Annotated in this window: 23 protein-coding genes; 5 read left to right on the forward strand and 18 right to left on the reverse strand. The window is 39.3% G+C overall.

Going from position 1 to position 21,106, the window contains the following annotated elements:
- Positions 1-4: 4 nt before the first annotated feature.
- The 3 genes from AVFI_RS03375 to AVFI_RS03385 form a co-directional block, all read right to left on the reverse strand.
- Positions 5-193 (reverse strand): DUF4250 domain-containing protein, encoded by a 189-nt coding sequence (locus AVFI_RS03375; protein ID WP_054776018.1) that lies wholly within the window; start codon positions 191-193, stop codon positions 5-7.
- Positions 193-399 (reverse strand): YaeP family protein, encoded by a 207-nt coding sequence (locus tag AVFI_RS03380; protein WP_005418000.1) that lies wholly within the window; start codon positions 397-399, stop codon positions 193-195. The genes AVFI_RS03375 and AVFI_RS03380 overlap by 1 nt, the downstream gene beginning before the upstream one ends.
- 126 nt (positions 400-525) lie before the next feature.
- The gene (locus AVFI_RS03385; protein ID WP_005418001.1) at positions 526-1,419 is read right to left on the reverse strand and encodes a dihydrodipicolinate synthase family protein; all 894 of its coding nucleotides are present in this window, start codon (positions 1,417-1,419) and stop codon (positions 526-528) included.
- 292 nt (positions 1,420-1,711) lie between these two features.
- Between AVFI_RS03385 and AVFI_RS03390 the strand changes: the two genes are divergently transcribed.
- Positions 1,712-2,590 carry a MurR/RpiR family transcriptional regulator gene (locus AVFI_RS03390; protein WP_005418003.1) on the forward strand — a complete coding sequence of 293 codons (879 nt, stop codon included), beginning with the start codon at positions 1,712-1,714 and terminating at the stop codon, positions 2,588-2,590.
- 59 nt (positions 2,591-2,649) lie between these two features.
- On the opposite strand, the gene nagA is transcribed toward AVFI_RS03390, so the two are convergent.
- On the reverse strand, positions 2,650-3,810 hold the full coding sequence (gene nagA, locus AVFI_RS03395; RefSeq protein ID WP_069581233.1) for an N-acetylglucosamine-6-phosphate deacetylase: 1,161 nt from the start codon (positions 3,808-3,810) through the stop codon (positions 2,650-2,652).
- 227 nt (positions 3,811-4,037) lie between these two features.
- Between nagA and AVFI_RS03400 the strand changes: the two genes are divergently transcribed.
- Genes AVFI_RS03400 through nanQ form a run of 4 tightly spaced genes read left to right on the forward strand, consistent with a single transcriptional unit; the run spans position 4,038 to position 7,751 of the window.
- Entirely contained in the window at positions 4,038-4,775 is a 738-nt protein-coding gene (locus AVFI_RS03400; protein WP_054776019.1) for an N-acetylmannosamine-6-phosphate 2-epimerase, read from the forward strand.
- Positions 4,772-5,647: an N-acetylmannosamine kinase gene (locus AVFI_RS03405; protein ID WP_054776020.1), complete on the forward strand. Its 876-nt coding sequence runs from the start codon at positions 4,772-4,774 to the stop codon at positions 5,645-5,647. The genes AVFI_RS03400 and AVFI_RS03405 overlap by 4 nt, the downstream gene beginning before the upstream one ends.
- Positions 5,648-5,707: 60 nt before the next feature.
- Positions 5,708-7,225, forward strand: a complete 1,518-nt coding sequence (locus tag AVFI_RS03410; protein ID WP_188863813.1) for a sodium:solute symporter — start codon at positions 5,708-5,710, stop codon at positions 7,223-7,225.
- Between the two features lie 55 nt (positions 7,226-7,280).
- On the forward strand, positions 7,281-7,751 hold the full coding sequence (gene nanQ / locus AVFI_RS03415; protein ID WP_054776022.1) for an N-acetylneuraminate anomerase: 471 nt from the start codon (positions 7,281-7,283) through the stop codon (positions 7,749-7,751).
- 117 nt (positions 7,752-7,868) lie between these two features.
- Here nanQ and ureG read toward each other — a convergent pair whose 3' ends face one another.
- The 14 genes from ureG to tsaA all read right to left on the reverse strand — a co-directional run bounded on the left by ureG (position 7,869) and on the right by tsaA (position 21,064).
- Positions 7,869-8,489: an urease accessory protein UreG gene (ureG, locus tag AVFI_RS03420; protein ID WP_005418028.1), complete on the reverse strand. Its 621-nt coding sequence runs from the start codon at positions 8,487-8,489 to the stop codon at positions 7,869-7,871.
- A 9-nt stretch (positions 8,490-8,498) separates the two neighbouring features.
- Complete coding sequence (locus tag AVFI_RS03425) at positions 8,499-9,164, reverse strand: urease accessory protein UreF (protein WP_054776023.1); 666 nt, start codon at positions 9,162-9,164, stop codon at positions 8,499-8,501.
- Positions 9,165-9,175: 11 nt separating this feature from the next.
- Positions 9,176-9,667: an urease accessory protein UreE gene (gene ureE, locus AVFI_RS03430; protein ID WP_054776024.1), complete on the reverse strand. Its 492-nt coding sequence runs from the start codon at positions 9,665-9,667 to the stop codon at positions 9,176-9,178.
- A 61-nt stretch (positions 9,668-9,728) separates the two neighbouring features.
- The gene (ureC, locus tag AVFI_RS03435) at positions 9,729-11,432 is read right to left on the reverse strand and encodes an urease subunit alpha (protein WP_188863811.1); all 1,704 of its coding nucleotides are present in this window, start codon (positions 11,430-11,432) and stop codon (positions 9,729-9,731) included.
- Entirely contained in the window at positions 11,432-11,788 is a 357-nt protein-coding gene (locus AVFI_RS03440; RefSeq protein WP_054776025.1) for an urease subunit beta, read from the reverse strand. The genes ureC and AVFI_RS03440 overlap by 1 nt, the downstream gene beginning before the upstream one ends.
- A gap of 10 nt (positions 11,789-11,798) precedes the next feature.
- Positions 11,799-12,101 (reverse strand): urease subunit gamma, encoded by a 303-nt coding sequence (locus AVFI_RS03445; protein WP_054776026.1) that lies wholly within the window; start codon positions 12,099-12,101, stop codon positions 11,799-11,801.
- Positions 12,102-12,117: 16 nt separating this feature from the next.
- A complete protein-coding gene (locus AVFI_RS03450; protein ID WP_155660161.1) occupies positions 12,118-12,981 on the reverse strand; it encodes an urease accessory protein UreD in 864 nt (287 codons plus the stop codon).
- Positions 12,982-13,350: 369 nt separating this feature from the next.
- Entirely contained in the window at positions 13,351-13,938 is a 588-nt protein-coding gene (locus AVFI_RS03455) for an ATP-binding cassette domain-containing protein (protein WP_188863810.1), read from the reverse strand.
- Position 13,939: 1 nt separating this feature from the next.
- Positions 13,940-14,692 carry an ATP-binding cassette domain-containing protein gene (locus AVFI_RS03460; protein ID WP_188863809.1) on the reverse strand — a complete coding sequence of 251 codons (753 nt, stop codon included), beginning with the start codon at positions 14,690-14,692 and terminating at the stop codon, positions 13,940-13,942.
- Positions 14,664-15,446 carry an ABC transporter permease gene (locus AVFI_RS03465; protein WP_005418038.1) on the reverse strand — a complete coding sequence of 261 codons (783 nt, stop codon included), beginning with the start codon at positions 15,444-15,446 and terminating at the stop codon, positions 14,664-14,666. The genes AVFI_RS03460 and AVFI_RS03465 overlap by 29 nt, the downstream gene beginning before the upstream one ends.
- A gap of 18 nt (positions 15,447-15,464) precedes the next feature.
- A complete protein-coding gene (locus AVFI_RS03470; protein WP_054776027.1) occupies positions 15,465-16,448 on the reverse strand; it encodes an ABC transporter permease in 984 nt (327 codons plus the stop codon).
- Positions 16,439-18,046 (reverse strand): ABC transporter substrate-binding protein, encoded by a 1,608-nt coding sequence (locus AVFI_RS03475; RefSeq protein WP_236783588.1) that lies wholly within the window; start codon positions 18,044-18,046, stop codon positions 16,439-16,441. The genes AVFI_RS03470 and AVFI_RS03475 overlap by 10 nt, the downstream gene beginning before the upstream one ends.
- 440 nt (positions 18,047-18,486) lie before the next feature.
- Positions 18,487-20,202, reverse strand: coding sequence for a proline--tRNA ligase (locus tag AVFI_RS03480; protein WP_012533021.1), 1,716 nt, complete (start codon positions 20,200-20,202; stop codon positions 18,487-18,489).
- 148 nt (positions 20,203-20,350) lie between these two features.
- The gene (gene tsaA, locus AVFI_RS03485) at positions 20,351-21,064 is read right to left on the reverse strand and encodes a tRNA (N6-threonylcarbamoyladenosine(37)-N6)-methyltransferase TrmO (protein WP_005418043.1); all 714 of its coding nucleotides are present in this window, start codon (positions 21,062-21,064) and stop codon (positions 20,351-20,353) included.
- Between the last annotated feature and the right edge of the window lie 42 nt (positions 21,065-21,106).

A 21,106-nucleotide genomic window follows, 5' to 3' on the forward strand; every position in this document is an offset into this window, starting at 1 on the left:
TGTCTTATCTAAATTGTTTTGCTTCTTCTAGGTAGTCAAACCCTGCATCAGCTAGCTTTTTAATGAGATCGTCTTTATCTAGTTCATAGAATTTTACGTAGCTATCTAAATCACCGAATTCGTCTCTGATTTTCATATTAACCATACTCATCAGCATGACAGGATCCATTGAAGCCATTTTTTCAGGTGTCATTACTTATCCTCAAAATCTGAAATTAATAAGTTAGCAGCAGCAAAGGCAGCACGTTCTCGAGCTTCTTTAGGTAGTGATTCATCTGCCGCGATATCGTTTAGTGTTTTTACGGCACAAGTGATGGCTTGTGGGATATAACCTTGATCACCACTACCAATTAACGAATACAACTCACGAACTTTGTCACAACAATCATAAACTTTCATAATTTTTCTCATATAAATGATAACTATAGTGAGTTTACACGTTGAAAAAGGGAAAACATAGATCAAAAAAAGCTGAAAAACCTAGGGGGAAGTTTTTCAGCTTTAGAGCAAAGATAAGTCTGTATTTTATTGCATGAAACCAGCGTTTCTCATTCGAGTTGCTACGGTTACTTTCTGCTCTGCAGTTAACGGCATTAGAGGCAAGCGAGGATCACCGGCATTGATGTCGTGAAGCTCCATTGCTACTTTACCAGCAGCCACACCGCCGAAATCAACCAGTACACGGATAAGCTCAATAACATTTGTCATCTTATTGAATACCGCTTCTTGATCTCCACGATTAAACGCTTCGATAATTGAATTAAAGTGTGGAGCTGCGTAGTTATAAGTACTACCTACTGCACTTTTTGCACCAACAGCAAGTGCGCCAGGTAGGTGCTCATCAACACCAAATGGAACATCAAATTTACCATCGCAAGCTCGAAGGCAACGTTGGTATTCGTACAAATCACCGCTGTTAAATTTAAGACCAGATAAATTAGGAATACGTTTATCAGCTTGGATTAAAAATTCTTCCATATTTAAATTCACGCCAGACATACCAGAGTGGTAGTAGTAGAAGCCTTTTGATGGAGCAGCTGCTGCAATGGTTGCACAATATTCAACTAAATCAGCAACGCTACCTGGTTTGAAGAAACATGGACCAATTGCAGATGTAGCTAAAATATCTAGTGTATCTGCATGGCGTGTAAGTTCTAGCGTATCAACAATGCTTAATGCACCTGTATGTACAATGATATCTAATTGATTATTAGAAGCGCTTACCCAACGTTCAGCAATGGCTTTACGTTCTTCAACACTACAGTGAATGCCTTCTCCAGTAGTCCCACATACATAAATGCCTTTTACGCCATCTTTGATTAAATGCTTGGCGATTTTATCAATTTCTTCAAAGTTTACGTTGTTTGAAGAATCAAATGGAGTATGTGGAGCAGCAATTAAACCGGTTAACTTTTTCATTTAAGCCTCGTTAGTTTATTTTTAATGAAGTTATTCTTCATTTAAATATCAATATTGGAGTTAAACTAATCTTATGGAGTAAAGTTTCATTTAGCAACATGAAAATCACAGCGTAATGTCGTAAATGTGATCTGTGAGAGTAAATTTAGCGCTAATTATTTTTATATGTGTCGTATTTATTCTTTTTTAGTGCAAATAATGCGAATAATAATTATGGAGTTACACTTCACAAAGTGGGAGTGGCATGACAAAATGGAATTCATAACGTGTTTTATTCAAGGGTTACTTTCTGATGTCCAACCATAATATTCAAATAAAAGCGGGCAACATCATCGATACGATAGGCAGTCTTTATAATAGTCTGACTCCATCTTCAAAGCGTATTGCTGATTATGTTATGTCTAATGCGACTCAAGTGAGTAAACACTCGATTGCTGAATTATCACAGATTGTAAATGCGGGTGATGCAACCATTATTCGTTTTTGTCGAACTCTCGGTTTTAAGGGCTATCAAGATTTTAAAATGGAATTGGCGATTGAAGTTTCTAACCTTCAAGGTCGAGAAAAAGAGATCTTTGATACCGATGTTACTGCTGAAGATAATGCGGAAGTGATAGGGCATAAGCTTCAATCAACCATTGAAAGCGTTCTTGCAGAAACCATGAATTTGCTTAACTTCCAGTCTTTAGAGTCGGTAGCTGAAGCATTAAAAGATGCAAAAGCGATTTACTTTTTTGGTGTTGGTTCATCAGGTTTAACCGCTGAAAGTGCAAAACATAAATTTATGCGAATTGGTTTAAATGTGGATGCATTTACCAATAACCATTTTATGTATATTAAATCATCGTTAATGCAACCTGGGGATTTCGCAGTAGGGCTTAGCCACTCTGGTAACTCAGTTGAAACGACAAAAGCATTACGTTTAGCAAAAGAGAATGGAGCGACGACGATTGCCATTACGCATAATCCTCGCTCGGATATTACTAAGTATTCTGATTATGTTTTAGTGAACGGTAATAGGCAGGGACAACTGCAAGGTGACTCTATTGGTACTAAGATATCGCAGTTGTTCGTATTGGATTTAATTTATACCTTATTAGTTAAACGTGATATTAGCGGTGCAAAAGCCAATAAGCTGAAGACTACAGAAGCGCTTTCTAATCAATCGTAATTCTTTGACTGTATAAAAATTATAAGGCCGTGAATATACACATATTCACGGCCTATTTTTTATTTCTGATAAACCAATTTACCCATTTGAATCGTTGTTGTAATGTCATTATTACTGTCGATAAGAGTAATATTTGCTTTGTAGTCTTCTTTTAATTGACCGTATTCATTGTCTATTTTCAACGCTTGAGCTGGGTATAAGCTTGCCATTCTCAATGCTTCTTCTTTTGATAAACCCACATGTTTAATTAAGTTACGTACCCCATCAATCATGGTAATAGCTGCGCCTGCAATGGTGCCGTCTTTATAGTGACATTTTCCGTCAGTTACGTAAGCAGGCGTTCCTGCCATATCAAACTCTGTTAAATCTGTTCCTGCGGGAGTGACTGCATCGGTCACCAAAAAGAGTTTTTCTTTTAGTTGTTGGTGAGCAATTCTAACGGATGGGTATGAAGCATGAATGCCATCCACAATAATACCAGCATGAGGCTTTTGATCGAAAATATAACCAACCACACCTGGTTCTCTTGAACCTAGAGGTGTCATTGCATTATATAAATGCGTAGCCATAGTGAAACCAGTACGGGCGTTTACTTGATCATAAGTGGCGTTGGTATGCCCAATTGAAACCGTGATCCCAGCGGCTGTTAAGCAATCTAGGACGTCTTGTTTGATATGTTCTGGAGCAAGAGTAATGACTTTTATTTGGTCATGATGTTGCGCAAGTAGGTGAGCAGTATTTAAATCTAGTTCACGAATGTATTGAGCTTGATGAGCACCTTTTTTCTCAATACTGATGAAAGGTCCTTCAAGGTGAAGCCCTAATACACCTTCTTGTTCTGCATTTTCAAAATTGGTCATCATTGACAATGTATTATGAAGGTCGATTTCAGTACTGGTAATTAAGGTTGGTAAGTATTGAGTTGTTCCGTATTTTACGTTGGTTTTATTCATCGTCTCTAATGTTGAAAGCGCTATATCAGTATTGAGTAGCACACCACCACAACCATTAAGTTGAATATCAATAAAACCTGCAGTTGCTAATGCACCCTCTCCATCAATGCGATCTAGAGTTAAAGAATCAGCTTCTTTCATTGAAATTATGGATGAAATTGAGTCGTCATTGATAATAATAGCCTGTTTTTCTTCTATTTTTTGACCATTAAATACATCAACATTGGTAATCATATACTGATTATTTTGAGCATTTGTACTGTTCATTTTTCTGCCTTATCCATCAAATATTCATTCCTATTGGAGTTACACTCCGAATTTTATACAGTCAAAAATACAGTAATGTCGAAATGCAATCAATTAAAATCCTTATAAATAGGGCGATTTGTATCTTCCAATTTTGTTGGTTTTGTTTTTAAAGAGATCTAGATCTCCATTTTTATATCTTTAGATTGAAGTATTACTCCGTTGGTGTAGTTTGGAGTAATACTATTATGTTGCTATTAAGTTTGGAGTTCAGCTTTATGGGAAGCAATATCGACAAGACATTAAATGCATTATCTCAAGGTTTCGTTTCATCATGTCAGCCAGTTGATGATGGCCCAATGGATAAACCTGAAATTGTTGCTGCTATGGCAATGGCAAGTGTTGAAGGGGGCGCCATTGGTTTACGAATTGAAGGAATTGATAATTTAAAAGCAGTAAGACCACATGTATCGGTTCCAATTATTGGAATTATTAAGCGTGATCTTGATGACTCTGAGGTTCGAATTACACCTTATATCGAGGACGTAATTGCATTAAAAGAAGCTGGGGCAGATATCATTGCAATTGATGCGACTCACCGACCTCGACCTGTACCCGTCGAAGAATTAGTAAAGAAAATTCAAAGTTTAGGTTGCTTAGTCATGGCGGACTCTTCGACTTATGAAGAGGGGATGTTTTGTCATGGACTCGGTGTTGAAATTATAGGTACGACATTATCTGGATATACATCTCCAATCACTCCAAAAGAACCGGATTTCCCTTTTATTCAACAATTAGCAAATCAAGGATGTTTTGTTATGGCTGAAGGGCGTTTTAATTCACCACAACTAGCTAGAGAAGCAATAGAAGCGGGAGCATCTTGCGTCACTGTTGGTTCAGCAATTACACGTATTGAGCATATTTGTGGTTGGTTTAAATCTGAAGTTGAACTTGGTAAGAAAAACATGATTAAGGACATCGCATGAAGCCTTGCCTAGCGGTTGATATTGGTGGAACTAAAATTGCGGCGGCAATCATTGAATCTGGAAAAGTGCTACGTCGTCAGCAAATAGCGACACCATCGTCTAGCCAACCAGAAGAGATGGATAAAGCGTTAGAGGAACTATTAACGCCATTTTTAGATGATATTTCAACAGTGGCTGTAGCATCAACCGGGATCATTAATGACGGAGTATTAACGGCTTTAAATCCGTTAAATTTGGGTGGATTAAATAATTATCCACTAAGAACAGTGATTGAAAACATCACGAAAAAGCCAACAACAGTCATTAATGATGCGCAAGCTGCCGCATGGGCTGAATACCAAACACTCGAGTTAAACACTGTCAACATGGCTTTTATTACCGTATCCACTGGCGTTGGTGCTGGCGTTGTTATTAATGATGATCTGCTTATTGGTGCGAATGGCATTGCAGGTCACGCAGGGCATACGCTTGCGGATCCTAATGGGCCAATATGTGGTTGTGGTCGTCGAGGCTGTGTTGAAAGTATTGCTTCAGGTACCGCGATAGGTCAAGCCGGAAAAATCTATTTTGGCGATGACTGCACAGGGGAAATGGTTTTTAAACATTTTTCGCAAAACGACCCTAATGCTACGGATATCGTAAACGGTTCAGCTAAGGCGATAGCCAACTTAATTGCCGATTTAAAAATGGTATTAGATATTGAATTGGTCGCTTTAGGAGGCAGTGTTGGTCTTGCTCCTCATTATTTAGAACTAGTACAGCATTACCTAGCACAACAACCTTCACCATACCAAACCAAGGTTCAGCATGCTCGTTGCGGCGCTGATGCAGGATTGATTGGTGTTGCTCATTGGGCTAACACAATACGTTAAAAAAAGAACTTCTAAGAAATAGTAATTTAACCCTACAAAAATTATACAAGGTATATTCCGATGGAAGCACAATCATTTGGTACATTAAATTACATTGCTCTTTTTGTCTATCTAGGGGCAATTATGGCAGTGGGTGTTTATTTTGCACGTCGTCAAAAATCAGCTGATGATTACTTTAAAGCTGGGGGAAGGATCCCCGGTTGGGCCGCTGGTTTCAGTGTCTTTGCAACAACCTTAAGCTCTATTACTTTTATGTCTATTCCGGCAAAAGCGTATACAAGTGACTGGACCTTCCTAATTGGTCAGTATGTCGCTATTGCTATTCTTCCTATCGTTTTTTGGTTCTATATTCCCTTTTTTAGAAAGCTAAATCTGACTTCTGTATATGAATACCTAGAAAGACGTTTTGATGTAAGAATGCGCTTATTCGGTAGTATTTCTTTCATGCTTTTCCATATTGGTCGTATTGCGATTGTTACCTATTTAACGGCGTTGGCGTTAATGCCATTCATTGATATTAGCCCGTTAATGATTGTGTTCTTAATCGGTGTTCTTTGTATTATTTATACTTTTCTTGGTGGTATTGAAGGGGTAATTTGGACCGACGTAATTCAAGGTGTGATGCTTTCTGTTGCTGCAATTCTTATCTTTGTTGTTATTTGCTTTAATGTGGATGGCGGTATTGTTGAAGTGTTTAGCATGTCGAACCAAGCGGATAAATATTTCCCTGCAGAGCAATTCAGCTGGAGCTGGACGGACAGTACGATTCCAGTATTAATGATTGGTTTCTTCTTTGCTTCTTTACAACAATTTACTGCTAGCCAAGATGTGGTTCAGCGCTACATTGTGACAGACAATATTGATGAGACTAAAAAAGCATTGATCACTAATGCGAAATTAGTGGCTTGTGTTCCTATTTTCTTCTTCGCTGTGGGTTCTGCATTATTTGCTTACTACACTCAAAACCCAGAGTTGCTTCCTGAGAACTTTAACACGGGCGGTATTTTACCTTTCTACGTTATTTCTCAAATGCCTGTCGGGGTTGCTGGTCTTATTATCGCAGCGATATTTGCAGCGTCACAATCAAGTATTTCAAGTAGTCTAAATAGTATTGCAGCGTGTTTTACTTCTGACATTTACGAAAAAGTGAGCAAGAACCCAACCTCAGAGCAGAAGCTAAGAATTGGTCGAACACTAACTGTTGTTGCTGGTCTTTTAGGTGTCGTCGCTTCAACATACTTAATTATGTCTAACGAAAGTGAAATTTGGGATGCGTTCAACAGCTTACTTGGCTTAATGGGTGGCCCAATGACAGGACTATTTATGCTTGGTATATTCGTTCGCCGTGCAAATGCAAATAGTGCGTTATTAGGTGTAGTTGCAAGTATTGCTACTGTGCTTTGGGTACGTTCAGCTACGGATTTAAACTTCTTCTTCTACGGTGTTATCGGTACTTTGATGGTGGTTATCGTGGGTTACCTAACCGCACCAATGTTCAAGAATAATTTAAACAGTGATGAAATTGATGAGCTAAGTGCAACAAAAGAAAAGCGTTCAACCACCACTGAAAAAGCGTAATTGATAATTGAGTTTGAGCCTTTGTATTTATAAAGGCTCTTTTAAGGACAGTGTTATGATTTATGGTCATATTGAGCACCAAAAAACAAACCAGTATTTACCACGTGTTATTCAGCAGTGTTTAGTGTATTTAAATGAAACAGATTTAGAAGCGTTACCAACAGGAAAACACATTATTGATGGCGAAAACATTTTTGCTAATGTCATGGAGTTTGAAACGGGTGATGCAAGCAGCAAACAGGCTGAAGTGCATAAAGAATACGTTGATGTGCAGTGCTTAATTCGTGGTGAAGAGCGTATCCAATATTCATTAGAAGATGAGGTTAACCCAATAGCTAAACCTTATGATGACGAAAATGATTTTTACTTAGTTGAAAGTATGAATCAATGTAATGACGTGATTATGCATCCTAAAATGTTTGCCGTGTTTTTACCTGAAGAACCGCATAAACCGGGGTGTGTTGTGTCTCAATCTGGATTGATTAAGAAGATAGTGATTAAAGTGCACCGTAGTTTGTTAGCTTAATTAATGGAAAATAAAAGCCCTGATACGTACTTAGTTATGGCATAAGTAGTATCAGGGCTTTGTTTTATTTAGGAAGGTTTATATTGATGCTTTTTTATCGCAATTTGTTTAGCGTAATTACTTTGCGTCTAGCATGCCGCGATCAACGATGAACTCGATGATTTTATCTAAACCAACACCTTCTTTCAGGTTTGCAAACACGTATGGACGGGTTGGACGCATACGTGCCGTGTCAGATTCCATCACTTCAAGAGAAGCGCCAACATACGGTGCTAAGTCGATTTTATTGATGATCAATAAATCCGATTTTGTGATACCAGGGCCACCTTTGCGAGGGATCTTCTCACCTTCCGCAACGTCAATCACATAGATGGTTAAGTCCGCTAGTTCAGGGCTGAACGTTGCACTTAGGTTGTCGCCGCCACTTTCTACAAAAACAACATCTAAGTTTTTATGACGCTGTGCTAACTCTTCAACAGCAGCTAAGTTCATTGATGCATCTTCACGAATGGCAGTGTGAGGACAGCCACCGGTTTCTACACCAATGATGCGATCGGCTGCTAACGCTTCAGCTTGAGTTAGGATCTTAGCGTCTTCTTGCGTGTAGATATCGTTGGTTACTACAGCGATTTGGTACGTATCACGTAATGTTTTACACAGAACTTCTAATAATGCTGTTTTTCCTGAACCAACAGGGCCACCAACACCAATACGTAAAGGTTGTTTGTAATCTTGCATTTTATTTTCTCACGATCTAAATAGTCGAGTGTATTGACTCTCGTGTCGAGAGCTTGCCAATACTTGCGCTGGTGTGAAGCTACCTATCAAGTGTTCAGGCCAGTGCTGTGATTTTTCTACTGCTTGCGGGATAACATCAGCCATTTCTAATAGCAGTTGTTGTCCGGCACTTTGTCCTAATGGAACCAATTTAATACCAACGATAACGGCATTTTCTAACCATCCCCACGCATACGCTGCGGCGAGTTTGGTTGGTGTTAAGTTCCAATGGTTAGCGACTAACGCAAAAGCAGCAACTTGAGTTTGTTTTACCATTGGTAGGGTGGTTTGATTTAACTCAATCCCTAATTTTGGCAATAACATAGAGAAAGCGAGTCCTCTTTGTCTTTCTTCAAGACGTAACTCTTTGGTTTCTCGATTGGCGATAATAAAATCACACCAATCTTGAGCTTGTTGCCATTCTTCTTGCTGCAATAACTGAGTTAATTTGGCTAAAACAGGCAGCTCTAGAGTGGCTAAGCTGTCCATTAATTGATTGCTCAACCAATGCTTTAGCTCAGTAACATTGGTTACCCAGCCTTTTTCAATCGCCCATTCTAATCCTTGCGAATAAGTGAATGAGCCAACGGGTAATGACGGGCTAATTAATTGATAGAGCCGTAAATCCTCTAACACAATGACCGCCCTTAGTGGTGATGACCATCGTGTGAACCCGCACTTGAACCACCGTAAGCACCCGGTTCAGGTTGGTATTTTGCTTGTTCAACTTTTACGTTTAATCCTAAACGTTGCACCATGTCATCAAGTACGTGATCGTGTAGGTAACGGCACCAACCAGCTTCAACTTGTAGAGGAACGTGACGGTTACCTAAGTGATAACATGCTTTTGCAAGTAACAATAAGTCGTCGCTGTAAACTGTTGATACGGTCTCTTCAGCTGCTGTGATCATTGCTTGAACACCATCGTCACTTTCAATGATATCGTGCTCTTTTAATACGGTTCCACGAGGTAAAAACAGACCCGCTTCAGAGCCATCGCTTAAGGTGACTTTTAGGCGACTTTTGGTGCGCTCTTGCATCGTTAAGCAAATTGTTAGCTCAGCGGTGTTATGTGTATGTTCTTCACCGTGATGATGCTCATCATGGTGGTGATGTACAAGATGAGTAAATTTAATCATGATTGTTCACTCTAAAAAGTGCCCCGCCGGTAAATAGGTAGAAAACCAGCGAGGCAGGGGGTTAGAATAAGAAATAACGTTGTGCCATTGGTAGCTCTGTAGCTGGCTCGCATACAAGAGGAACGCCATCGGCTTTTACTTCATAGGTTTGGCTGTCTAGTTCAATGTTTGGTGTATAGCTGTTATGAATCATCGATTTTTTCGAGATATTGCGACACCCTTTTACTTCACCAATTTGGCTTTGTAGATTCAACTTCTCAGGCACACCCGCTTCGATACTCGCTTGAGATAGGAAGATCATTGAAGACTTGAATTTCGCTTTGCCGTAACACGCATACATTGGACGGTAATGTACTGGTTGTGGTGTAGGGATTGCCGCATTAATGTCACCCATTGGGGCGTAAGCGACTAAGCCACTTTTCATTACAAGCGCCGGTTTAACACCAAAAAATGCAGGATTCCACACGACTAAATCGGCTAATTTTCCGACTTCAACAGAGCCAACTTCGTGCGAGATACCATGAGCAATCGCTGGGTTGATGGTATATTTAGCCACGTAACGTTTAATTCGTTCGTTGTCGTTATGCTCGTTATCACCTTCTAAAATGCCACGTTGAAGTTTCATTTTATTCGCACATTGCCAAGTACGAATAATCACTTCACCAACACGGCCCATTGCTTGTGAGTCCGATGACATCACAGAAATTGCGCCCATATCGTGAAGGATATCTTCAGCAGCAATGGTTTCACGGCGAATACGAGATTCAGCAAAAGCCACATCTTCTGGAATAGAAGGATCTAAGTGGTGGCAGACCATCAACATATCCAAATGTTCATCAACGGTATTGATGGTGTATGGCATGGTTGGATTGGTTGATGCTGGTAAAATATTAGGTTCACCAACAGACTTAATTACATCAGGAGCGTGACCGCCGCCAGCACCTTCGGTGTGGAATACGTGAATAACACGATCACCAATGGCTTTAACCGTTTCTTCGTAAAAACCACCTTCATTCAAGGTATCTGAGTGAATGGCAATTTGAATGTCCATTTCGTCAGCTACGTTTAAGCAGTTATGAATAGCCGCAGGGGTTGCGCCCCAGTCTTCATGGATTTTTAGCCCCATTGCACCAGCTTCAATTTGTTCGCGTAGCGCTTCAGGTTTACTTACGCAGCCTTTACCAAATAGACCAACATTAATAGGTAAGTCATCAACCGCTTCTAGCATGCGGTGCATGTTCCAAATACCCGGCGTTACCGTGGTTGCATTGGTACCTGCAACTGGACCTGTACCGCCACCAATAAAGGTAGTTACGCCAGAGGTTAAGCCTTCTTCAGCTTGTTGAGGACAGATAAAATGAATATGCGTATCAATACCGCCAGCGGTAATAATTTTGCCTTCACCAGCTACCACTTCGGTTGCAGGGCCAACAACGATATCGACATTCGGTTGAACATCGGGATTACCCGCTTTACCAATACCAAAGATACGACCATCTTTAATACCGATATCCGCTTTAACAATACCCCAGTGGTCGAGGATTAATGCGTTGGTAATAACCACATCAACACATTCACTATTTACCACTTGGCTTTGACCCATGCCATCACGGATCACTTTACCGCCGCCGAATTTCACTTCTTCGCCGTAGGTTGTAAAATCTTTTTCTACTTCTAAAAACAGTTCAGTATCTGCTAGACGAAGGCGATCGCCTGTTGTAGGTCCAAACATATTGGCATAAGCAGTACGAGAAATATGTGCCATTACTTCACCTCTTTATCGTCAGGAATTGTTGTAGTGATATGCTCATCGACATTACCCATGATTGCAGCTTGGAAACCGTAAATTTCACGCTTACCTGCAAACTCAACCAATTCAATTGTTCGACGTTGACCAGGTTCAAAACGAATAGCCATTCCTGCAGGGATATTTAAACGGAAGCCTTTGGTTGACTCACGATCGAAATGAAGCGCTTCATTGACTTCATAAAAGTGATAATGAGAGCCAACTTGAATAGGGCGGTCACCATAATTAGCGACAGAAAGTGTTTGTGTTGTTCGACCTACGTTCAATTCGATTTGACCAAGGTCATCATTCACTCTTAATTCTCCAGGGATCATGATTTACTCCTTAAACAATTGGCTCATGAATTGAGACAAGCTTGGTGCCGTCAGGGAAAGTACATTCAACCTGAACGTCAGGGATCATTTCTGGCACGCCTTCCATTACATCATCAGCAGTCAAAATAGTACGACCGAAGTTCATAAGGTCAGCCACTGTGCGACCATCACGAGCACCTTCCATTATTTCAAAACAGATTAAAGCCACGGCTTCTGGATAATTCAGTTTTAGTCCACGGGCTTTACGTCTTTCCGCTATCATGCCGGCAGAGGCAAGCAGCAGTTTGTCTTTTTCTCTTGGTGTTAATTCCATAGCTATTCCAACTTAATTATGTAGCCCAGATTCGTGGGACTTCGGGTAATTTGCCTAACCAATGCTGACGAGTGTGTTGCCATAAAGTGCTAAAGCACGCCATCATAGGTTCTGTTTGGTGACCTAAATAACGAATAACCAGTAAGCCATCAATCTCAGTAATCCCACAAATAGGGTTGCTACTGCCAAATAACTCAGGTTGTTCATGGAAATTTTCATCAATCAGTGTTCTTAATTTTTCTTCTAGTGCTTCTGACGCTGGGTAAATATAAAGATTGCCAAGCATGGGATAGTGCCTCATGCCTGCTGCGTGTTTTATCTCATCAATCGAGTCAATGTACATAGACTCAGAAAGCAGCAGTTGATCATCTACTTTGATATTGGTTCTACCGGTAACAAACCCATTTTCAAATATTTCATTAAGTACCGGACGGCCAAAGCAATTCATTTCCCATCCAATAAAATGGGCGTCTTTATGAAGTTCAACTTGTGTTTTTAATTGAGCCTGACTATCAGGAAAGAAAATATTCTCTTGAGGTAACCACTCTAAAAAACCATCTCTTTCCACAGTGAGGTTTTGCGTTTGTGACGATATAGCGCCAGAGCTACGATAAAACTTAGTCGCGCCGGGTGTGGTTAAGAGTGAATGAGCATGTGGTGCAACCTGAATATTGATATTTAATTGATCCCCACCAACGACGCCACCAGGAGGGTGAAGTAGGTAGGTATGGGCAACACCGGTTTCAGGATAAAAAGGCCGTTGCACCATTAAAGGACCAACTTGCTCACGATGAACCAACTTGGTATTTGCCCCTCTTTTTTCATAGAAAAGGGAAATATCAGCTAACCAACCGGAAGATGATGTATTTATTTTTGGCATAACTAACCCTGCCGATATAGCATATTTCTTGAAGAAGAAAGAATGAAAACAAATAGCGTACGCCTCCAGTTTAAAACTAGAGAAATAAGTATTCTGAATAAATTTTTAGTGCCTAAATCTAGGCAGCGTCGAGTGAAACACTCTGGTTTAAATTAAAGAGAATTTATTTTGTGTAAACATGAATATGAATAAATAAACTATCTTTAGAAAAGATGTTTTGAACGATTTACCCTGCGGATATTAATCCTATAATTTGTACTTGGCAATAGATAAATAACGAAAAAATGCACTTTTTTAACTCGTTTTTTTTATTCAAAATAAAAAGAAAATTTGTTCTTTTATTTGATAGAAATAACAGAAGACTTCTTCTTAATTTATAGTAACTATTTTTTTACAAATGGAACTGAGTAAGTATTTTTCGTGTGAAATAACTAAGAGCCCTAGATTTCTCTTTTCTTGTAAAATCAATAATTGCTTCCAAATGGTTTGTTGAGTTATCGAATCAAGTTGAGCGGTGATTTCATCGCATAATAAATACTGAGTATTAGGTGTAAGAGCACGAAGTATAGCTAAGCGCTGCAACTGTCCACCTGATAATTCCGTAGGCAAACGAGTTAACCATTGTTTATCAATCTCAAACTGTGGTAGAAGGTGTTCAAAGTCATGTTCTCTAAAGCTTTCTTTTAATGATTTAAGTATGTACCATTTAGGGTTAAAAGCCAGTTCAGGATGTTGACCAACCCATTGAACAGGGTTAGGTGTTTTTTTTCCATAGACAGGAACGTTGAGTTCTCCCGTTTTTGGTTTGATAAATCCCGCTAATATCATCGCAAGAGTAGATTTACCAGAGCCACTTACTCCATTCAATCCAAGTATTTCTCCTTTATGGAGACTGATATTGGGTAGTGAGAGTGTTTTTTCTTGATATTCAACAGTCGCATTAGTTAAAGAAATCATATTAATTCCAGTTCTTTGGTAGTGCATGCCACAATGCTTGGCTATATGCGTTACTTTCGCCATTGATAATATGACTTGGCGTAGTGCGTTCAATAGATGCGGTATCTTCATCATTATTGTTTTTTAGAACCAATATATGATCGGCAATATCAATGATATGAGATAAATCATGACTAACGATAATGACTGTTTTTCCATCTTTATGAGCAAGATGCTGGTAATGTTGAAAGAGGGGAGTGCTGTATTCGTCATTAATCCCACAGCTTGGTTCATCAGCAATTAAAATATCTGGTTGCTGAATAAAAGCTAACGCGGAAAGTACTCGCTTTGCCATTCCACCAGATAATTGGTGTGGGTAGAGCTCTGCCACGGAAAAAGGCAATTGTGCATGAGCTAATGCTTCATGGACCTTGTCTTTATTCTTACGAGTAAACCATGAGTTTTTCGGAATAAATTGTGATAGTTGTCGGCCAATTTGGGTCGTAGGGTTTAATGCATTACGACTTTGAGCAGCCAAAGCTAACCGTGTCCCTGATGCTATATTGATTTTTCCGGATAGTTCAAATTCAGAAGGCAGTGCATGCATGATGGCATTAATTAATGTGCTTTTTCCACTGCCACTTGATCCTATAATACCGAGTATTTCTCCTTGTTTTAAAGATAATGATAGGTTGGAAAACAAAGGTATTGTCTTTGTTTTTAATCTTATCTCTATGCCTTTTAATTCAAGCATTATGCTGCTTTGATTTTTCATAAGATTTTCCAATTGATATTAATAGCAATGAGCTTATTACTAGCATAATCCCCGGAAATAGAGCGAGCCACCACTGTCCACTGAGTAGGTATTGGCTAGCTTCTGATAGCATACCGCCCATAGAGGGTGTTGAGGGTTCTATACCAAAACCTAAAAAAGTGAGGCCAGCACCATGAACCAAGGCTTGGGGGTATAGCATAAGCATACCTATTAGCATTTGAGGTAAAATATGCGGAGTAATATGTACGGCATAAGTGTGTATTTTTGAATAGCCAAATGATAACGAATGTAGGACATATGGTTTTTGTCTAAGTTGTTCAATTTCAATTTTTAATAGGCGAGTTAGCTTTGGCCAGTGACTTAATGTAATTGCTATAACTAATCCTTCAAAACCCCCACCAACTAACACAGATAATACGATCATCACTAGGATATGTGGGAGTGAACTCCATACATCGACCATAAGATTAATTAAGTTATTGAAAGTGTTGTTAATGTTTCCAATTAGCGCGAAACACAATGAAAGTAATGCACATAAAATAGAAGAGAGTCCTCCCATAGCAAGACTAAACAGTAATGCTTTTAGTGTGCGGCTAAATACATCTCGACCAAGCCAATCGGTGCCGAACCATTCATGTACATTAGGGGCGATATTTCGATTGAATAAATCAATGGATTCGCCATTATTTTGCCAAGTAATCGAAATCAAAATTAATAAGCAAAATAATAATAAAGGAAGGTGCTTTTTAAGCATGGGATATCTCTTTTAAAATTAAAACGATGTCGATAAAGAGAGTCGTTTACTCAATAGTGATGCTGTTGCATTACCAACAAAAACAAACACAGCACAACATAAGGTGATACCGAACAATAGTGGAGTATCACCACTTAACCCTGCTTGCACTAAGGTTTGACCTATACCTGGAAAGTTAAACACCGTTTCAATAATGACAGAACCACTAAATAACTCAGAGAATCCCGCGAGTTGAATAACAATTGCCGGTATTAAGGTGTTTCTTAATAGATGGAAACGAACAACCGATAATGTTGATAACCCATGAATTCGAGCGTATTGCACATGTTGGCTCTGGATAACATCAATCACTTTCTCTTTGGTATGTAAAATGATAGGAGCAATCAAACCCAGAATTAACGTGGTTAATGGCAAAATGAAATAAGGTATTTTGTCATAGAAAGAGATTGTTTCTGGCGATACTCCAATAGGTGATATTCCTCCTATTGGCAACCAGACCAGTTTAATTGCAAAGATTGTAATTAGAATCAAGCCAATCCAAAAACTTGGAATAGCGTTAATCATTAACGCTAATTGGGTGATGATCTTACTTAATATAGTGTTGGGTTTTAATCCAAGAAACAACCCAATGCTGTAACCAAAAATTAAGGCAAGCAGACTCGCGCTACTCATTAAAATAATAGAGTAACGACTGCGCTGCCAAATGATTTGGCTAACTTCTTCTTGGCGATGGTAAGAGTACCCTAGATCTCCAGAGAATAAGGCGTGACCAAATGTCATTATTTGCTCAAGAATGGATTGATTTAATCCGAGCCGCTCTATTAACTGCGTTTTTTGTTCGCCAAATACGGCAAGCACATTACCATTAAAATATTGAGCAATAGGATCGATAGGGAGAAACGCAATCAATACACTAATAATGAATAGAGCCAAGCAAAGTTGCAGTAGTAAACGTGTGATACTAAAGCAAACAATGCGAGGATGATGAGTATTTATTGACACTGCCAACGCCACTCTTCGATATTTGCGGTTAATGGCCAACCGTGATCATGAGGTTCTGTAATTGGTTGCGCTAAATCCAAACATTTGTCAGCCATATATAGATGGTTAATATTAACTAACCATGTCCAAGGGCGATCTTGTTGTATTTGTTTTTGAGCTTGTTGCCAAAAAGGAATAGATTCATCCCAAGTATCAGCTTTTAATGCGTTATCAATAGCTAGATCGACTTGTGGGTTACTGTAACCACCAGAGTTGTAGAAATCGGTATGTGCGAAATCAGAGTGATAAACATAATTCACTTCACTGGCTGAATGACTGCCAAATCCCATAAGAACAGGCGTGGTTGTCATTTGGAGAGCAATGGCGTTCCACTCAAGTCCTTTAACCGTCACTTTTATGCCAATTTTATCTGCCATAGAGCTAATAGCTAAAGCCAGTTGCTCTCTTACGCTATCTCCAGCCTTATAAAGAAGAGTAAAAGAGGCTTCATAGCCTTGTTTATCGATAATGCCGTTATTATTAGTATCACTCCATCCTGCTTGTTTTAGCAGTGTTTCGATATGAGCTAAATTTATTGGCGTTGGAATTATAGAGGAGGTATCTAACCCCCACGGCATATTATCAGCAATTGAGTAGGCTGGCGTTGCATAACCATCCAGTAGTTTTTCAACGATTAATTGCTTATCTATAAGACATTCGAATGCTTCACGTATTGCTGGATCAGAGCTTACAAACGTCATATCTGATCCTTCATGATAATTCATCGGCCAAACAATACCACGGTTATCTAGCGTTGGTACTGACCATAGCTTGTAATCGCCAATGCTTTGATTTGCGTAACGTTGTGGGATGACGCTTAAGTGAAGTTGATGTGTTTTTAATTGAATAAAGCGAGAATCTTCGTTTCCAAACACGGCAATGATGTTATTAAACTTAGGTTTTTTAGCGTAATAATAAGGATTTAAGCTCATACTAACGTATTGGCCTTTTTCCCATTTATTGAGAATGTAAGGGCCTGATCCCATAGGCAAGGAACCGTACTTTATCGCACTGTCACTACGTAGTTGGTAATATTTTTTTGGAACGATACCAATAGAAGATAAACGATCTAAGAAGGTAATATCACAACGCTTTAAATGAAAAGCAACAGAGGTTGGCGTTAATGGTTCGGCCATTTCTAATGCACTTAAATCATGGGTACTGCCTTGAGCTAAGATTTGGTTGTAGGTAAATGCAACATCTTCAGCTGTAAGCGGTGCTCCGTTACTAAAAAGCACATCATCACGAAGGGTGACGATCCAAGTTAATTTGTTGTTCGTTAGACGCCATTCCGTTGCTAAATCGCCAACAAAATTTAAGTCCTTATCTCTTTTTAATAGAGTTGATTGGAATAGTGGATTACCGTATTTTCCCCAACCAAGAATAGGATCAAATCCTGTTGTTGGTTCGCTACCAAGAGCAACTTTTAAGGTTTCTGGGTATTTAGAAGGGGATGCTGTCGCTAGCGTAACAAAGCTTGTCATCGTTAGTAAGGTACAAATAAATAGAGAAAGAATACGTGTTTTTTTTCTATTCATTTTATTCAGTAATGTATTCACAACTTTTTTCCAATATAAAAGAAGTAGTGCAGGTAAATGAGAGAATGCATTTACGAACTGCATTAGAAATTAAGTGGCGATCTAAACTTATCATTCGAATATAACGATTGTGATTCGGTTATATTTGAGGCAGTACAAAGCACCTTAATAAAAAGGTAATTACTCATTAGCAATTAAAGCACTAAATACGTATAGATTGATGATAAATAATATCAGATCGAGTGTGATGGTATTAACAAGTAGAGAGTTAAACGCATCGGTATATAAAAAATTGCAAGCCGTAGAACAACGGTAAAAATAGAGAGCAATTTTGTTGCTGCGGATTTTATCAGTAGATTTCAAGTAATCAAGAAATAAATCAATGAAAGTAAAATTATTTCATTGATATAAAAAAGGCTAAGTAAATATACTTAGCCTTTGGTATTTAATATTTTGTGAAATTAGCTTAATTGCGCTTTAATGTGCTCAACAATGTTTGCCATTTCAACCGCTTCTTTCGTGTTTGCACGACGGTTCTTATACTCGAAGTTACCTTCATCCATGCTACGATCGCCGATAACGATCGTGTGTGGAATACCGATAAGTTCGATGTCTTTAAACATAACACCTGGGCGTTCTTTACGGTCATCGAATAGAACTTCGATACCCATTGCTGTTAATTCAGCATACAGTTTTTCAGCAGCTTCTTTAACACGCTCAGATTTGTGCATGTTCATAGGAACGATAGCAACCGTAAATGGTGCAATCGCTTCTGGCCATACAATGCCGTATTCGTCGTTGTTTTGTTCAATAGCTGATGCAACAACACGTGATACACCGATACCATAACAACCCATTTCTAGAATTACGTTTTTACCGTTTGCATCTAGAACGCCACAATTCATCGCTTCTGAGTAGGCAGTACCTAATTGGAAGATGTGACCAACTTCGATACCACGTTTAAGTTGTAGCGTACCTTTACCACATGGGCTTGGATCACCTTCAACTACGTTACGTAAATCTTCAACTTGACCTAGTTGCACATCACGATCCCAGTTAACACCAAAGAAGTGTTTACCATCGATGTTTGCACCTGTGCCAAAGTCACTCATTACAGCAACTGAACGGTCAACGATGAATGGTAGTTCTAAACCTACAGGGCCAAGAGAACCTGCGCCTGCACCAATTAGATCACGAAGTTGTGCTTCGTCAGCCATTTCTAGTGGAGAAGCAACTTGTGGAAGGTTTTCAGCTTTAACTTCGTTAAGCTCGTGATCACCACGGATGATAAGTGCGATGATATCAGCATCAACGTCATCAGACGCTTTAACAAACAGTGTTTTTACTGTTTTTTCAATCGCAATACCGTGTTGCTCAACTAATTCTGCAATCGTTTTTGCGTTTGGTGTATCAACGGTTGTCATCTCTTGAGTAGGAGCTGCACGTTCTGCTGTTGGTGCTACTGCTTCTGCTTTTTCGATGTTTGCTGCGTAATCAGATTCTGTTGAGAATGCGATCAAATCTTCACCGCTTTCTGCAAGTACGTGGAACTCTTGAGAACCACTACCACCGATAGCACCAGAGTCAGCTAATACTGGACGGTATTCAAGACCCATACGGTCGAATGCTTTACAGTATGCATCGTGCATTGCATCGTAAGACTTTTGCAGGCCTTCTTTGTCGATATCAAAGCTGTATGCATCCATCATGCAGAATTCACGAGCACGCATTACGCCAAAACGTGGACGACGTTCGTCACGGAATTTAGTTTGAATTTGGTACAGGTTTAGCGGAAGTTGTTTGTAAGAGCTAACTTCGTTACGAACAAGGCTAGTGATAACTTCTTCAGCTGTTGGACTAAGTACAAACGGACGAACATGACGGTCAGTAAAACGAAGTAGTTCAGGGCCCATTTTTTCTGAGCGGCCTGTTTCTTCCCAAAGTTCAAATGGTTGAACTACGGGCATCAATGTTTCGATTGCACCTGCATTGTCGATCTCTTGACGAACGATGTTTTCGACTTTACGCAGTACACGTAGACCAGTAGGTAGCCAAGTATATAAACCTGAAGCCAGTCTACGAATCATACCTGCACGTAGCATAAGCTGGTGGCTTACTACTTCTGCGTCGTTTGGAGTCTCCTTCAGTGTTGAAAGAAGGTATTTGCTAGTGCGCATGTTTTCATCCATTTGTTAGTTATGAATATTGGAATAGCTCGATTTAAACAGTTAAACCGAGAGTTCAACCTTAGTATAGAGTCTGTTCTCTTAAGAATGGGCTCAAATCTAAAATTAAGCCCTATATAATATCAGCCCTAAAGCGATCTCAAAAGCGATCAATTGCAGTAACTGTAATAGAATTGCTTTCAACAAGGAATTTTACGTTTAAATCAAACAAATTTACGGCGTATTCTTTGTTATCGACTTTTCCTTTTTTATAAGCTGGACGAGGATCTTGTCCTAGTACTTCTTTGATCACCGCCTCTATCTCTCTTCTTTGTGGGTGAGAACTCAGTGATTTTTGTGCATCTATGGATAAAAACACATCTAACACATCGGGTTCTTTATCGGCAAAGCCGCCAAGGGCATCGGGAATTGAATCTGAATAGGGGATATAAGGTTTGATATCAATAATTGGCGTGTTATCAACTAAATCGACACTGCCTAATTCTAAATAGGTTTGATTCCCTTCCTGGATAACTCCTTTTAACTCAACAGCAGACATACCAATGCCATTTGGACGAAATGTGGCACGAGAAGCGAACACACCAATACGTTCATTTCCACCTAATCGTGGTGGACGAACTGTTGGTCTCCAGCCGGCTTCAAGGTTTTGATCAAATAGAAAAAGTAACCATAGGTGAGAGAATTGTTCGATGCCACGAATCGCTTCTGGTGAATTAGCCTCACCGACGAGTTTAATTCTTGATGTAGCACTCGGAGCCAAACGAGGCTGACGAGGTACCGCAAATTTTTCTTTGTAAGGAGATTGAATAAAACCAATAGGGTCGATGTGATAAGTCATTAGGCCATTTTTCATTATTAATATCTTCAGGCATTAAAAAAGGTTGACGCTCTCACG

The organism is Aliivibrio fischeri ATCC 7744 = JCM 18803 = DSM 507 (assembly GCF_023983475.1).
Taxonomy (GTDB): Bacteria; Pseudomonadota; Gammaproteobacteria; order Enterobacterales; family Vibrionaceae; genus Aliivibrio; species Aliivibrio fischeri.